12 protein-coding genes are annotated in these 13,672 nt (G+C 38.0%); 1 reads left to right on the top strand and 11 read right to left on the bottom strand.

The window, feature by feature from the left end:
• Positions 1 to 59 precede the first annotated feature (59 nt).
• The 3 genes from RAH34_RS20820 to RAH34_RS20810 form a co-directional block, all read right to left on the bottom strand.
• On the bottom strand, positions 60 to 641 hold the full coding sequence (locus RAH34_RS20820) for a YdeI family protein (RefSeq protein WP_306597384.1): 582 nt from the start codon (positions 639 to 641) through the stop codon (positions 60 to 62).
• Positions 642 to 760: 119 nt separating this feature from the next.
• Positions 761 to 1,240, bottom strand: a complete 480-nt coding sequence (locus tag RAH34_RS20815; RefSeq protein WP_114822125.1) for a MarR family winged helix-turn-helix transcriptional regulator — start codon at positions 1,238 to 1,240, stop codon at positions 761 to 763.
• Positions 1,241 to 1,242: 2 nt separating this feature from the next.
• Entirely contained in the window at positions 1,243 to 1,731 is a 489-nt protein-coding gene (locus tag RAH34_RS20810; RefSeq protein ID WP_306597383.1) for a GNAT family N-acetyltransferase, read from the bottom strand.
• 163 nt (positions 1,732 to 1,894) lie between these two features.
• On the opposite strand from RAH34_RS20810, the gene RAH34_RS20805 reads away from it, so the two are divergent.
• On the top strand, positions 1,895 to 2,875 hold the full coding sequence (locus tag RAH34_RS20805; protein ID WP_306597382.1) for a BtrH N-terminal domain-containing protein: 981 nt from the start codon (positions 1,895 to 1,897) through the stop codon (positions 2,873 to 2,875).
• 86 nt (positions 2,876 to 2,961) lie between these two features.
• Here RAH34_RS20805 and RAH34_RS20800 read toward each other — a convergent pair whose 3' ends face one another.
• The 8 genes from RAH34_RS20800 to RAH34_RS20765 all read right to left on the bottom strand — a co-directional run bounded on the left by RAH34_RS20800 (position 2,962) and on the right by RAH34_RS20765 (position 13,347).
• Positions 2,962 to 4,377 carry an efflux transporter outer membrane subunit gene (locus RAH34_RS20800; protein ID WP_114822128.1) on the bottom strand — a complete coding sequence of 472 codons (1,416 nt, stop codon included), beginning with the start codon at positions 4,375 to 4,377 and terminating at the stop codon, positions 2,962 to 2,964.
• Between the two features lie 91 nt (positions 4,378 to 4,468).
• The gene (locus tag RAH34_RS20795) at positions 4,469 to 7,615 is read right to left on the bottom strand and encodes an efflux RND transporter permease subunit (protein ID WP_306597381.1); all 3,147 of its coding nucleotides are present in this window, start codon (positions 7,613 to 7,615) and stop codon (positions 4,469 to 4,471) included.
• Positions 7,615 to 8,802: an efflux RND transporter periplasmic adaptor subunit gene (locus RAH34_RS20790; protein WP_047431036.1), complete on the bottom strand. Its 1,188-nt coding sequence runs from the start codon at positions 8,800 to 8,802 to the stop codon at positions 7,615 to 7,617. The genes RAH34_RS20795 and RAH34_RS20790 overlap by 1 nt, the downstream gene beginning before the upstream one ends.
• Position 8,803: 1 nt before the next feature.
• Entirely contained in the window at positions 8,804 to 9,259 is a 456-nt protein-coding gene (locus RAH34_RS20785) for a hypothetical protein (RefSeq protein WP_034694378.1), read from the bottom strand.
• A 116-nt stretch (positions 9,260 to 9,375) separates the two neighbouring features.
• On the bottom strand, positions 9,376 to 9,888 hold the full coding sequence (locus tag RAH34_RS20780) for a GNAT family N-acetyltransferase (protein WP_114822130.1): 513 nt from the start codon (positions 9,886 to 9,888) through the stop codon (positions 9,376 to 9,378).
• 175 nt (positions 9,889 to 10,063) lie between these two features.
• Positions 10,064 to 10,294 carry a DUF2007 domain-containing protein gene (locus RAH34_RS20775; protein WP_047375088.1) on the bottom strand — a complete coding sequence of 77 codons (231 nt, stop codon included), beginning with the start codon at positions 10,292 to 10,294 and terminating at the stop codon, positions 10,064 to 10,066.
• A 61-nt stretch (positions 10,295 to 10,355) separates the two neighbouring features.
• On the bottom strand, positions 10,356 to 11,681 hold the full coding sequence (gene lat, locus RAH34_RS20770) for an L-lysine 6-transaminase (RefSeq protein WP_306597380.1): 1,326 nt from the start codon (positions 11,679 to 11,681) through the stop codon (positions 10,356 to 10,358).
• A gap of 115 nt (positions 11,682 to 11,796) precedes the next feature.
• A complete protein-coding gene (locus RAH34_RS20765) occupies positions 11,797 to 13,347 on the bottom strand; it encodes an aldehyde dehydrogenase family protein (RefSeq protein WP_306597379.1) in 1,551 nt (516 codons plus the stop codon).
• Positions 13,348 to 13,672 lie beyond the last annotated feature (325 nt).

Below are 13,672 nucleotides of genomic sequence, written 5' to 3'. Positions count from 1 at the left end.
TTTCTTATTTTTAAACATAAGTATCAACAAAAATAATATGATATCATATCTTTTACAGCTTAAAAATTTTTAGGTTTCTTATGCTGAGCAGCCTGTCTGGCAATTTCGTCAATACGATTTTTTCTGGTTTCGGGTCTTTTGGCCAACACAATCCATTGCAGCAGCATTTTTTTCATGGATTTGCTTAAACTTAGAAAATAGGTTTCGGAACCTTCATGCAGCTTAAATGCTTCGTTCAGATCTTCAGGAATGATAAGATCTTCTACGGAATCCAAAATATTCCACGAGCCATTCTCTTTGGCAATTCTGATGGTTTCAAATCCGGCTTCCATCATCAGATTATTTTCTATCAGCTTCTGAACTTTATCCTTATTAATTTTTGACCAGGTACTTTTCGGTTTCCGTCTGCTGAATAACTGCATAAACGAACCTTCATCAATCGTCTTCCTTGTACTGTCAATCCAGCCAAAACAAAGAGCTTCATCTACCAGATCTGTCCAATACACCATAGGTAAATTTGATTTTCTGGTATTACAAATCAGCCATACAGATTGCTCTCTATGATGATTCTCTTCCAGCCATTGCCGCCATTCTTCCTTTGCATTGACATAGAAAGTTTGTTTCTCTGCAATTTTCCTCATAGCTTTTTCTTTTATTGATGATGTAAAATTAGAATACTTTAGTGACAATAGTTTGTCAGTAGTAAAATTTTAGTGTCATAATAACATCCGAACAGCCAGATCTGAAACGACAACTAAATTTACTTCGAGTTCTTCACCTGCAATGCTCTCTGATAAAAAGACTGATTGGCAATTTTCTCTTCTGCTTCATCAATAGCAGTCAGCAGATTGTTTTTATTATCTGCAATATCTCCTAAAATCTGAGCCATCAGTTCCCAAACGGGTTTCATTTTTTCAATGAGTTCATTCCCTTTTGAAGTCAGTTTAAAGAGCCTTTTACGTTCATCCTGCTTATCTTTTTCCCATTGGATCAACTCCAGTTTTTCAAGTTCTTTGAGCAGAGTTATCGTAGATGGATGAGTATACCCTATTTCATTGGCAATTTCAACAACACTTGCTATTTCTTTTTTATAAATGGTAAAAATAACCGGAAACCATTTCAGCTCAAAATCAATTCCAAATGCTTTATAAATCAATGCTCCGTCTTTCCTCAATTGTTCACTGAGGCGGTGCAGTCTGGTGGATATGGCAAGAATTCCTGCTTCGTTGATTACATTCATATTCAGTCAAGATTTAAATGGTAAAAAACATCATCGGCACTCATCAAAGGAAATTTCACAGGAAGATCGCTTTTTTCAATTTTTCCAAAATGATTCCTTTCATAGAAACGCTGGGCTGCTTTCAGTACCGTTATGGTTCCCAAATATAGATCATCAATTCTGTTTTCGCGACAGAAAGAAATTAAAACTTCCAGTAATTCCTGTGCAATATTCAGTTCTTTTCCTCTGAATTCCTTTTTCACAAACATTTTTCTGATGGCTCCTGCCCTGTCGTCAAATTTTACCAATGCTATAGAGCCCACAAGCTCACCATCTGCAAAAGCTCCCCAAAAATTACCCCCTGCATCTGTGTAAAAACTTTGAATTTGCAAAAGATCAGGCTGATCCTGTATGGTAATCGGAATATTAAACTCTTTCTGCTGGATCGTCAAAATCAGATCAATGGCCTGTTCTGAGTAGGAATTCCCTATGGATTGTATCTCTAATTTCATAGTGTTTGTATTTTAAAGTACAAAACTACGTAGTTGAATACATATTCGCAAATCAATTCTACTTTTTAAAAAATTTTAACACTAAATTTTCTAAAAACGGAATTTCTATATGATGATATTTATGTAATTTTCTTTGCTCAAAAAATTAATAACCAACTCCAAAATGAAAATAGAAAACCTGAAACCCTTTGACGGACAGCACTGTGAAACTACTGCCACAGGAACATTATTACAACACATCGGAATTGAACTTTCCGAGCCTATGCTTTTCGGGTTGGGTGAAGGTCTCGGCTTTATTTATTGGAACATGAAAACAATGGACTTCCCTTTCATTGGAGGACGGATAAAACCTGATCTGCTTACTCAAAATTTAGCCAGAAATCTGAATCTTGAATTAACCGTAAAGGAAACTTCTTCACAGCAAAAAGCCTGGGAACAAGTAAAAGAGCTTCTCAATAGTGGGCAGGCAGTAGGATTGAAAATGGATTGCTATCATCTTGAATATTTCTCAAATCCTTTCCACTTTGCCGGACATTATGCTGCTATTTATGGCTATGATGATGAAGAGGCTTTCCTGATTGATACCAGACAACAAGGTGGAAAAGTACAAACATCTTTAAAAAGTCTGGCTATGGCCCGTTCAGAAAAAGGTCCTATGGCTTCCAGAAATCTGTATTATACCATAAGAAAAACAGACAGAAAATTCTATCTGGAAAAAGCTATTATCATTGCGATCAAAAATAATACGGCTGAATATCTGAATCCACCCATTACCAATATTTCTTATAAAGGGATTTTAAAAACAAGTACTGAAATTGTCAAATGGTTCAATACTAGTAAAGATATTGAAGGAGAATTTAAACAAGCTGCAATACTGATGGAAAAAGCAGGAACCGGTGGTGCTTTGTTCAGAAATTTATACCGTGATTTTTTGAAAGAAAGCTATGAACTCCTTCAGCTTGATCCTTTAAAATCAGGCTATGAAGCCTTCACAGAAATTGTCGAACTCTGGACAAATGTATCTCAGCTGTTTGAAAAAGTAAGCCAAACAAAGGAAATTCAATATATTCATCAGGCTTCGGATATTTTAAAAACAATATCTGAAAAAGAGAAAAAAGCCATGGAAAGCTTGGCTGCTTTATAGGTTTTTTGCAAACTCTTTAAGTTTAAAATAAAAAACGTACGCCATTGCTGACATACGTTTTTATGATATTACATTGCAGAATACGGTTATTTCCAGCCTCCGCCTAAAGCCTGATAAAGCTCTACGGCTGCTTTCATTTTACTGTATCTTGCATTGGAAATGTTAAGCTCTGCATTCAATGAATTCACACTTGCATTCAATACCTCAAGATAGTTAGCCATCCCATAGTTCACTAGTTCCTGGGAATAATCAACCGATTTTTTGTAGGCATCCAGTTCTTTTTGCTTCAATTCGATGAATGAATCCTGAACAGAGAAAACTCTGATGGCATCCGAAACTTCCTTTCCGGCAGTTAAAACTGTTTTTCTGAAGTTTAAATAGGCAGTTTCTTTATTGGCCAGACTTACGTCATAGTTGGTCTGAATCTGTCTCTTATTTAAAATAGGCTGAGCCAGTCCGGCAACTACATTGGCAAACAATGAATTTACACTGAATAAATGGTCAATATCTACCGACTGCACGCCTCCGCTTCCTGTCAGTTTTAAAGTTGGATAAAACTGAGCTTTGGCAGCATTGGTTAGCTCAAAAGCATTCATTAAGTTGTACTCTGCTCTCATAACATCCGGACGGTTAGCCAGAAGTTGAGTAGGATAACCTAATTTCAAATCAATAGGAAGTTTTTGCCCTTCCAATGTAGATCTTTCGATAGCATGAGAAGGCTCTCCCATCAAAAGACTCATGGTATTTTCAAGCAGCTGGATCTGTGTATCAATATCAATCAGTAATGATTTGGCATTGAAAACAAGCGCCTCACTTTGCTGTACCGCCACTTCAGTAACTGTTCCGGAAGTTTTCAAAGCCTTGGTAGCTTCAAGGTTTTTCTCTCTTACCGCAATGGTTTCTGTAATGATTTTCTTCTGGGCATCAAATGTTAACAATTGATAATATGCAGAAGCAATGGAAGACACCAAACTGCTTTTAACCGCTTTATGGGCTGCAACAGTTCCTAAATAAGCAGCCAGCTGTGCTTTCTCCTGTGCCTTTAATTTGCCCCAGATGTCAGCTTCCCATCCGATACTTGCCGTAATGTCAAACTGGTTCACATAACGTCTCGATCCGATGATCTGTCCAAACTGAGTATTGATAGACTGAGTCTGAAATGTATAGTTGGGTCCTATAGAAAGGGTCGGCTGATAGGCTGCTTTACTTTGTTTAAGATACGCTTCTGCAGAATTAATACTTTCTAATGCAATTCTGATGTCAAGATTGTTCTCCAGTGCCTTAGAAATATGCCCCTGCAATATCGGATCAGTGAATATTTCTTTCCATGAAATATCTGCAATATTGGTACTGTCCGAAGGAAGCATGTCTGTACGGAAAAGCTTTTCGTCTACAACATTTTTCGGTCTTTCATATTCTTTTCTTGCCATACAGGATGAGATGGCTCCGAGTATGAAAACTGAAAAAGTGATTCCTTTTATGATGTTTAATAAACTCTTCATTATTTTTAATTAGAAGTTAGAGTTTAGAAGTTAGAAGTTAGTTTTTAGACTTATCTCTAATTTCTAACTTCTAATTTCTTAAATCTTAATTTTATTCTGCTAAATTGATATCTTCTTTTTTGATAGGTTTGATTTTTTCCTGCAGTGTTTCAAAAATCACATACAGAACCGGAATTACAAATAATCCCAAAACAGTTCCTATCAATAGTCCGATTGCCGCACCCGTAGCGATAGATCTGTTACCTACTGCTCCAATTCCACTTGCCAGAACCAGCGGCAATAAACCGAAAATAAAGGCGAATGATGTCATTAGAATAGGTCTCACCCTGGCTTTCGCTGCATTGATAGCTGACATTACAATGGTTTCTCCATGATGTCTTCTCTGAACAGCAAATTCAACAATAAGAATTGCATTTTTCGCCAGTAGTCCCACGAGCATGATCAGGGCAATCTGGAAGTAAATATTATTTTCCAGTCCCATAATCTTCTGGCCGAAGTAAGCTCCCATTACCCCAAGAGGAAGGGAAATAATAACGATCAGCGGAAGAATATAACTTTCATACTGGGCAGAAAGGATAAAGTAAACAAAGATCAAACTTAACCCGAAAATCAGAAGTGTCTGAGATCCTGAATTTAATTCTTCTCTCGTTAACCCGGTAAATTCTACAGCATAGTTTTGATTCAGGGTTTCATCCGCCACCTGCTGTACTGCTGCAATGGCATCCCCGGAACTGTATCCGTCAGAGTTTGCTCCCGTTACCTTCACTGAAGTAAAGAGGTTGTAACGGCTTACGGATTGTGGTCCGTATGCTTTTGTCAATGTTACAAACTGTGAGATCGGAGTCATGATCCCTGATCCTGTTCTGACATAAAGCTGATTCAGATTGTCAATATTCTGTCTGTTCTCCGGAAGAGCCTGAACCATCACCCTGAATTGCTTTCCATACTTGGTAAAGTCGGCCGTATAAATACCCCCGATATACCCCTGCATGGTAGCCAGAATGTCGTTTACAGAAACTCCAAGCTGTTTGCTCAGAGGAACATTAATTTCCATCTGATACTGAGGATATTTAGTATTGAACGAAGTCTGTGCAAACTGAATTTCCGGTCTCTGCATCAGTTTACCGATGAATTCATTGGTTTTAGCATCCAGATCAGCATATTCACCTCCTGACTTGTCCAGCAATACCATTTCAAAACCTGCACTGTTACCAAATCCAGGTACACTTGGCGGTTGGAAGAATACTACTTTAGCATCAGGAACAGATCCTACAATTCCAAATAATTTTTTGGTGATATCTTCAGAAGTCTGTCCGTCTTTTTTTCTTTCATCGAATGGTTTCAGTTTCACAAAGGCAAGACCATTGTTACTTCCGTTTCCGGATAAGAATCCTCTACCTGTGGAAATGGTCACATTCTGTACTCCCGGAACTTTCAGTGCTTTTGCCTGAAGTGTTTTCAGAGCATTATATGTTCTTTCCATAGAAGCTCCCGGAGGAAGCTGAACATCGGTAAAGATAATCCCTCTGTCTTCTGTAGGTACAAAACCTTTCTTCATACTGCTGCTTGCCCAGAATAAAATCCCTCCGGTAACAGCAAAAATAATTAAGGTAACCCATTTATGTCTTAACAAGAATACAAATCCCCTTCCGTAACGCTCAGTAGTTGTTTTAAAAGCTATATTAAACTTATAGAAAAACTTCTGCAGCAAATTCAGGTTTTGATACTCTTTATGATGCTCTGCGTGAGGTTTCAGGAATAATGAACATAAAACCGGGCTCAGCGTTAATGCGTTAATAGCAGAAATGATGATGGCAATGATCAGCGTAATCCCGAACTGCTGGTAGAATACCCCTGTAGGCCCTGTAATGAATGTCACCGGAATAAATACTGCAGCCATTACCAAAGTAATCGAAATAATAGCTCCTGTAATCTCATCCATTGCTTCTACTGTGGCTTTTTTAGCATCAGAAATACCATGTTCCATCTTGGCATGAACGGCCTCGACGACGACGATGGCATCATCCACTACAATACCAATGGCCAGTACTAATGCAAATAAGGTCAAGAGGTTCAATGAATATCCGAATAAATTCAGGAAGAAGAAGGCTCCTACAATAGATACCGGAACCGCAATGGCCGGGATCAGCGTAGACCTGAAGTCCTGAAGGAAAATATATACTACAATAAATACCAGAATGAAGGCTTCGATCAGGGTATGAACTACCTTTTCAATAGAAGCTTCCAGGAATTCGTTGGTATCAAAGTTAAAAGTATATTTGATCCCCTGTGGAAAAGTTCCCTCAGCTGATTTCAGATAGGCTTTGATATTTTTAATAATCTCCTGTGCGTTGGATCCCGGAGTCTGGAAGATCCCCATACTGATGGAAGGATTGTTTCCGTTCTCCCCGATTCCTGTATAAGACTGTCCTGCCAGTTCTACTTTGGCAACGTCTTTCAGCATCAGGTTTTGTCCGTTTGCCAGAGATTTGATGATGATATTATCGTACTGTTCTTTATCGTTGAATTTACCTACGTATTTGATGATATATTCAAAAGAACTTCCGCTGTTTTGTCCGATAGAACCCGCAGCAGCTTCTCTACTCTGCTCATTAATGGCATTGGTAACATCCGTAGGAGTTACACTGTAGGCAGCCATTTTTGCAGGATCCAGCCAGATTCTCATCGAGTAGTTTTTACCACCGAATACGTTGGCATCCCCTACACCATTTACCCTTTTCAGGTTCGGAATAATGTTGATATTCAAAAAGTTCTGAAGGTATACGTCATCCAGATCCTTATTTTCAGAATAGAAAGACATATACATCAGGGCACTGGTTTGCTGTTTCTGGGTTACCACCCCTGAACGTGTTACTTCAGATGGCAAAAGAGGTGTTGCTCTGGCTACACGGTTCTGTACGTTTACCGCTGCAATATCCGGGTCTATTCCTTGCTTGAAGAAAACCTGGATCTGAGCAGAACCGTCATTCCCGGCACTGGAAGTGATATAATCCATACCTTCCACCCCGTTGATCTGTTCTTCCAAAGGGACTACCACACTTTTCATTACCGTCTCAGCATTGGCTCCCGTATAGTTTGCGGAAACACTTACCGTAGGCGGCGCAATATCCGGATACTGGGTAACCGGTAACGAGATCAGCCCTAGCACCCCGAGAATCACAATCAAGATTGAGATTACGGTAGATAAAACCGGTCTGTTAATAAAGTTTTTTATCATTAGAATTTCGGTTTTATAGATTGAACAAGACTATCCATTTTAATTGGCTTCGGCTTTACTGCTGTTCCCGGTTTCAGACCTCCGATACCAGCTGCAATAACGGTTTCCCCTTTATTAACTCCTGATTTGATAAGAGCCATATTGTCTATTCTGTCGATCACATTCACAACAACGTTTCTGGCAGTATCTCCCTTTTCTACTTTGTATACGTAAACGATACCCTGCTGCTCATAAGTTGCACTTTCAGGTACTACAAGAACATTATCGTAATGCTGAGGGAATCTGATAGTTCCGCTGTTCCCGTTACTTAATAATTTCTGAGCATTAGAGAAAGCAACTCTGAACTGAATTGTCCCTGTTGTAGGATCAATCTGACCGGTAATGGCTTCAATTCTCCCTTTTTCGGGATAAAGACTTCCATTGGCCAGTTGAAGCTCAACCATGGGTAAGTTTTTGATTTTCTCAGGCATAGAAGCTCCCGGAGATTTTTCAAGGAAATCAAAATATTCTTTTTCATTCATTGCAAAGTAAGCATAGATCTCAGAAGTATCAGAAATCGTAGTCAGAGGAGTCTGATCAGAAGGTCCAACCAAGCTTCCTACTTTTAACGGCAATCTTCCGATCACCCCGGAAATAGGGGCACGAATGATAGAATATTCAATATTGGCTTCTACTCCTTTGTAATTTGCTTCAGCCTGTCTTTTGGCGGCATTGGCCTGCTGAAGCTGAGCCTGAGCCTGAGCTAACTGAGCCTGGGCAGTCTGTAGCTGTACGTTGCTGATGATATTTTTCTGAACCAGAGGTTTTAGTTTGTTTACTTCAACCTGAGCTGCATTTACAGAAGCCTGAGCCGCCGCAACACTGGATGCTGCTGCACCTATTCCTGCTTTGGAAGCCGCTGCATTTTCGTTCAGGATATTGGTTTCCAGACGGAACAAAGGCTGTCCTTTGGTAACATATTGTCCTTCATCTACCAATACCTGGGTAATATAACCCTGTATTTTTGCACGTACATCATTGTTTACCCTACCCTGAATGGTAGCCGGAAACGTCTGATAACCCACTATATTTTTTGACTCCACGGAAACAACCGGATACGGCTTGGCACCATCCTGTTTCGGAGCTTCTTTTTTGCAGGCTGTCAGTGAAAACGCTGCAATGGAAAGTATAACTAGCTTATTATTCATTTTATAGTTTATTAAGAGATTCCTGAATATTTTCTATGTTTTTATTTAAGAGTGCTTTGTAAACTTCTATTCTTTCGTTGTATCCATCGTCTTTACTTTTTTTAAAATTGTTTAAATCATCTAATAGTCTTAATTCGTCCTGCATTTTCTGGACAATTTTCTCGAATCGTATTTTCTTGTATTCATCATTGATGAAAAAATACCGTTTCCGCTCATCCATTTTGTTATGGTCTACGATAAGCTGGGCATTGAGCAGTAATGAAATACTGGTAGAAACAGAGCTTTTGCTCGCAGAGAGCACTTCAACAAATTCGTCAAAAGTAATTCCTACTTTCTCATAGTCGAAAAGAAGGTAGGAATAGATTTTTGATGCTAAAGGGGGTAAGCTAAACACGGTGCCATAGAATTTTACGGCATCCTGAAAAATTTTTTCATCAATTTCTATACTTTGGTGCATAATATAAAAATTTGAACAAAAGTAGAAATTAGTTCAGAACCAAACGAACAAACCTGATAGAGTTTATAAATACAGGGCGTTTTAAAAATTCAATGAAAGTGGATTTAACTTTTTGGTTAAATTATAATCTTCTCAAAAGCTTTTCTCATTCCGTCTTTCAAAAGAACCTCTCCACAATAAGAATAACCTCTGCCTTCAAGGATTTTCAGCATGGCAATATTGTCATGGTTGGTATCTACTTTAATACTCTGAATTCCATGAGATTTGGTAAATTCTTCAATCTGATCAAAAAGTTTTTTTACCATACCCTGTCCTGCAAATTTTTCATCTACGGCCACTCTGTGAACCACCACAAATTCACCGTCACTTAACCAGGCGCCTTCAATTGTACTGTAGGCAGGTTCATCATTAAGAATAAGTGCTGCATAGACAGCAACCTCTCCATCCACTGTCATAACGTGGCCAAATCCTTTCGCAATGTCACTTTCTACTGTCCCGAGATTAGGATATCCGTTCTGCCATTGGGTGCTTCCATCCTGTCTTCTTCTTTCGATGGATTGCTGAATGATTTCCCAAATAATGTTTCTGTCTTCAATTTCCGCTTGTCTTAATGTAATCTCTGGATTCATATTGTAAAATTTGATTAAAAGATTGAATGATTTAAGAGTTCAAAAATCATAAAAACTGCTGTTCATTCAATCTTTGAAATATTCTTTTTAATGGTTTGCAATGAATTAAAAAACCGAAAATTAATTAAAATTAATTTTCGGTTCGAAGTAGTAAAATTTAAAATTATGAAATTGTTTATTGATTTTCACTTTGTTGAAGGTAAGCATCAATAATTTCAAATGCTCTTTTTTCTTCTTCCAGATCTACCATAACCTTCAGCGAAGTGGCTGTTGGCGTAGTAGTAAACGTAAGATAGTTATTTTCAACGGTATTTGCAATCTGCGCGTCATCCAATTTAGACTTAACCAACTGAATTTCTGAAGGGTTATCACTTACATAAACTGATACTCTCGTACTTCTTTCCATATTCTAATTGTTTGAGTATCTAAATATACAATGTTTTTTTCAAAATTACAAATCCCGGGTTTTAAATTTTATTAATATTGTTTTCAATTTTATCTAAAGCAAGTTGGATTTCTTCTTTAGTAACATTCAAATGAGGCCTGAAACGAAGAGATTGATCTCCACAAGGAAGAATGATTAATCCGTCCTTGAAAAGCTCATTCATCATGTGGTTTCTCTGCTCTGCAGTAGGAAGGTCAATAGCACACATTAAACCTCTTCCTCTTGCATTGGATATTTTTTCAGGATATTTTTCAGCAAGGGCTTTTAAGCTTTCCAGTAAGAAATCCCCAACTACTCTTGCGTTCTCAACAAGATCTTCTTTTTCGATTACTTCCATTACCAGCTGGAAACGAAGCATATCGATAAAGTTTCCTCCGAATGTAGAGTTGATTCTTGAACTTTCTCTGAAAACGTTATTCGGAACCTGATCAAACTTTTCTTTATTGGCTAAAACTCCGCAAACCTGAGCCTTTTTCCCGAAAGAAATAATATCCGGTTTTGCTGTGAAATGCTGGAATGCCCACATTTTTCCTGTAATAGCAATCCCTGTCTGAACTTCATCAAAGATAAGTAAGATTTCATTATCATCACAGATTCTTCTTAATCCTAATAAGAATTCGTCTCTGAAATGATTGTCACCTCCTTCAGCCTGAATTGGTTCAATGATGATACAAGCCACTTTATCAGGGTGCATCAAAATGGCCTCTTCGATCTGAAGTAAAGCAAGATTTTCGTTTTTGATGGTTTCTTCAAGATTTTCTTCAGTAATCGGGAACTTTAATTTTGGATTTAAAATTCTCGGCCAGTTAAACATTGGGAAATATTGATACTTTCTTGGATCAGAAGTATTGGTTAAGCTCAACGTATAACCACTTCTTCCATGGAAAGCCTGTTTGAAGTGGATACAGATTCCAGCTTCAGTGTCTAATCCTTTTTCAAAGTTTTTACGGGTTTTCCAATCGAAACATGCCTTCATTGCATTTTCAACGCCCATCGTTCCGCCTTCGATAAAGAAAGCGTATTGTAATTCTTCAGGGATAACTACTCTTTCAAATACTTCAAGGAAATGAGCGTATTCTTCCGAGTAAACGTCAGCCAAAGTAGGTTTGTTAACAGCCATTCTTCCTAACCATTCTGATCTTTCAACAAGATAAGGGTGATTGTATCCGATGGATGCTGATGCAAACATAGAGAACATATCCAGGTATTCTCTGTCTGTCAGTTTATCATAAAGCCATGATCCGTGTGATTTTTCAATATCCATCACAAAATCGAAACCGTCTGTCAACACATGTTTTCCTACTGTTTCTTTTACTTTATTTGCTTTTATATCTAATGTGTGTTCCATAATAAATTTGTAGTGTGATTTAATAAATGAATGATTAAATGCCCCTAATAATGCAGCGTTTCACCATTCAGGTTATTAATTTTTATTGTTTTTTTGAGTGCTTTAAGTAAAGCTTTTATAAATCAAATTTAATTCCTTGTGCTAAAGGAAGTTGCGTGGTGTAATTTATAGTATTGGTTTGTCTTCTCATATAGTATTTCCAAGCGTCAGATCCTGACTCTCTTCCTCCTCCGGTTTCTTTTTCACCACCGAAAGCTCCACCAATTTCTGCACCGGAAGTTCCGATATTGACGTTGGCAATCCCACAGTCTGAACCAGCATGGGAAAGGAATAATTCTGCCTCTCTTAAATTCTGGGTCATGATGGCAGAAGATAATCCCTGAGGAACATCATTCTGAATAGCGATCGCTTCTTCTAATGTTTTGTATTTAATCAAATATAGGATCGGTGCAAAAGTTTCGTGCTGAACAATCTCATAAGAATTTTTCACTTCTGCTACGCAAGGTTTTACATAACATCCGGATTCGTAATCTTTACCAGATAAAACTCCGCCTTCAACAACGAATTTCCCACCTTCTTTTTTACATTTTTTGATGGCTTCTTCGTATTGGTTTACAGCATCCGTATCAATAAGTGGTCCTACATGGTTTTTCTCATCCAATGGATTTCCGATTTTCAACTGACCATAAGCTTTTGCCAATCTTGTTTTCACTTCATCATATACACTTTCATGGATGATCAGTCTTCTTGTTGACGTACATCTCTGACCAGCAGTTCCCACCGCTCCGAAAACAGCTCCGATGATCGACATGTCGATATCAGCTTCTTTAGTAATGATAATGGCATTGTTTCCACCCAATTCAAGAATAGATTTCCCGAATCTTTCTGCTACTTTAGAAGAAACCATTCTTCCTACTCTTGTAGATCCTGTGAAAGATACAAGGGCTATTCTTTTATCATCTACCAGTTTCTGCCCGATTTCATGGTCAGATACCAATACACTTGAAATTCCTTCAGGAAGATTATTTTCCTTCAGAACTTCCATCATGATATTCTGGCATGCAATAGCACAAAGCGGTGTTTTCTCAGATGGTTTCCAGATGGTAACATTACCGCAGATCCAAGCCAGTGCTGTGTTCCATGACCATACGGCTACCGGGAAGTTGAATGCCGTGATAATTCCCACCACTCCTAGCGGATGGTATTGCTCATACATTCTGTGTCCAGGTCTTTCAGAGTGCATTGTGTACCCCTGAAGCTGTCTTGAAAGTCCAACTGCAAAGTCACAGATATCAATCATCTCCTGAACTTCACCAAGACCTTCCTGTAATGATTTACCCATTTCATAAGAAACAAGTTTACCAAGATCGTCTTTATATTCTCTTAATTTTAAGCCCAGCTGTCTTACCATCTCTCCTCTTTTGGGAGCCGGAATCAGCCTGAATTCCTGAAATGCCTTTTGAGCAGTTTCAATTACTTTGTCATAATCACTTTCTCCGGAAGTTTTTACTTTAGCGATCAACTTTCCGTCTACAGGAGAAATGCTTTCTATCACCTTTCCTGAAGCGAAATATTTTCCGCCCACTGAAGTCCCCTTGTTCTCTTCTTTGAGACCAAGGTTTCTAAGTGTTTTTTCAATTCCGAAATCCTTTACTTTTTTTGACATAAAATCTTACTTTTCGTTCTCTCTAAAGATAAAAATATTATATGAACCTCAAAACTTTAATTTTTAACAGGCTTTTTATTTGGACTAATTATAAACATGCTTATCTTTGCAGGGTAATCTTTTTGATAATCACCAATGGAAAATTCACAAGAAAACAACTCAAAGCTTAAAAAGTGGTTCAAGCGTGTGGGATGGGCAGGATTAGCTTTCTTTACCATAAAAGGCTTGATTTGGCTCGTTATATTTTACGTTGGAGCAGATAGTCTCCAGAGTTGTATACAATAAAAAAGCAGAGAAAATTTCTCTGCTTTCTTTTTGGTAGAAG

The sequence above is a fragment of the Chryseobacterium sp. WLY505 genome (assembly GCF_030846215.1).
Classification (GTDB): domain Bacteria; phylum Bacteroidota; class Bacteroidia; order Flavobacteriales; family Weeksellaceae; genus Chryseobacterium.
Note: the sequence above shows the minus strand (reverse complement) of the source record. Positions and strands in the feature narration are given on the sequence as shown.

Bases quoted from the DNA above. Each gene is read 5' to 3' on its own strand.
- RAH34_RS20775 (WP_047375088.1), bottom strand. From the start codon at position 10,294: ATGGAAAGAAGTACGAGAGTATCAGTTTATGTAAGTGATAACCCTTCA.
- RAH34_RS20800 (WP_114822128.1), bottom strand. From the start codon at position 4,377: ATGAAGAGTTTATTAAACATCATAAAAGGAATCACTTTTTCAGTTTTC.
- RAH34_RS20815 (WP_114822125.1), bottom strand. From the start codon at position 1,240: ATGAATGTAATCAACGAAGCAGGAATTCTTGCCATATCCACCAGACTG.
- RAH34_RS20785 (WP_034694378.1), bottom strand. From the start codon at position 9,259: ATGCACCAAAGTATAGAAATTGATGAAAAAATTTTTCAGGATGCCGTA.
- RAH34_RS20795 (WP_306597381.1), bottom strand. From the start codon at position 7,615: ATGATAAAAAACTTTATTAACAGACCGGTTTTATCTACCGTAATCTCA.
- lat (WP_306597380.1), bottom strand. From the start codon at position 11,681: ATGGAACACACATTAGATATAAAAGCAAATAAAGTAAAAGAAACAGTA.
- RAH34_RS20765 (WP_306597379.1), bottom strand. From the start codon at position 13,347: ATGTCAAAAAAAGTAAAGGATTTCGGAATTGAAAAAACACTTAGAAAC.
- RAH34_RS20810 (WP_306597383.1), bottom strand. From the start codon at position 1,731: ATGAAATTAGAGATACAATCCATAGGGAATTCCTACTCAGAACAGGCC.
- RAH34_RS20820 (WP_306597384.1), bottom strand. From the start codon at position 641: ATGAGGAAAATTGCAGAGAAACAAACTTTCTATGTCAATGCAAAGGAA.
- RAH34_RS20805 (WP_306597382.1), top strand. From the start codon at position 1,895: ATGAAAATAGAAAACCTGAAACCCTTTGACGGACAGCACTGTGAAACT.
- RAH34_RS20780 (WP_114822130.1), bottom strand. From the start codon at position 9,888: ATGAATCCAGAGATTACATTAAGACAAGCGGAAATTGAAGACAGAAAC.
- RAH34_RS20790 (WP_047431036.1), bottom strand. From the start codon at position 8,802: ATGAATAATAAGCTAGTTATACTTTCCATTGCAGCGTTTTCACTGACA.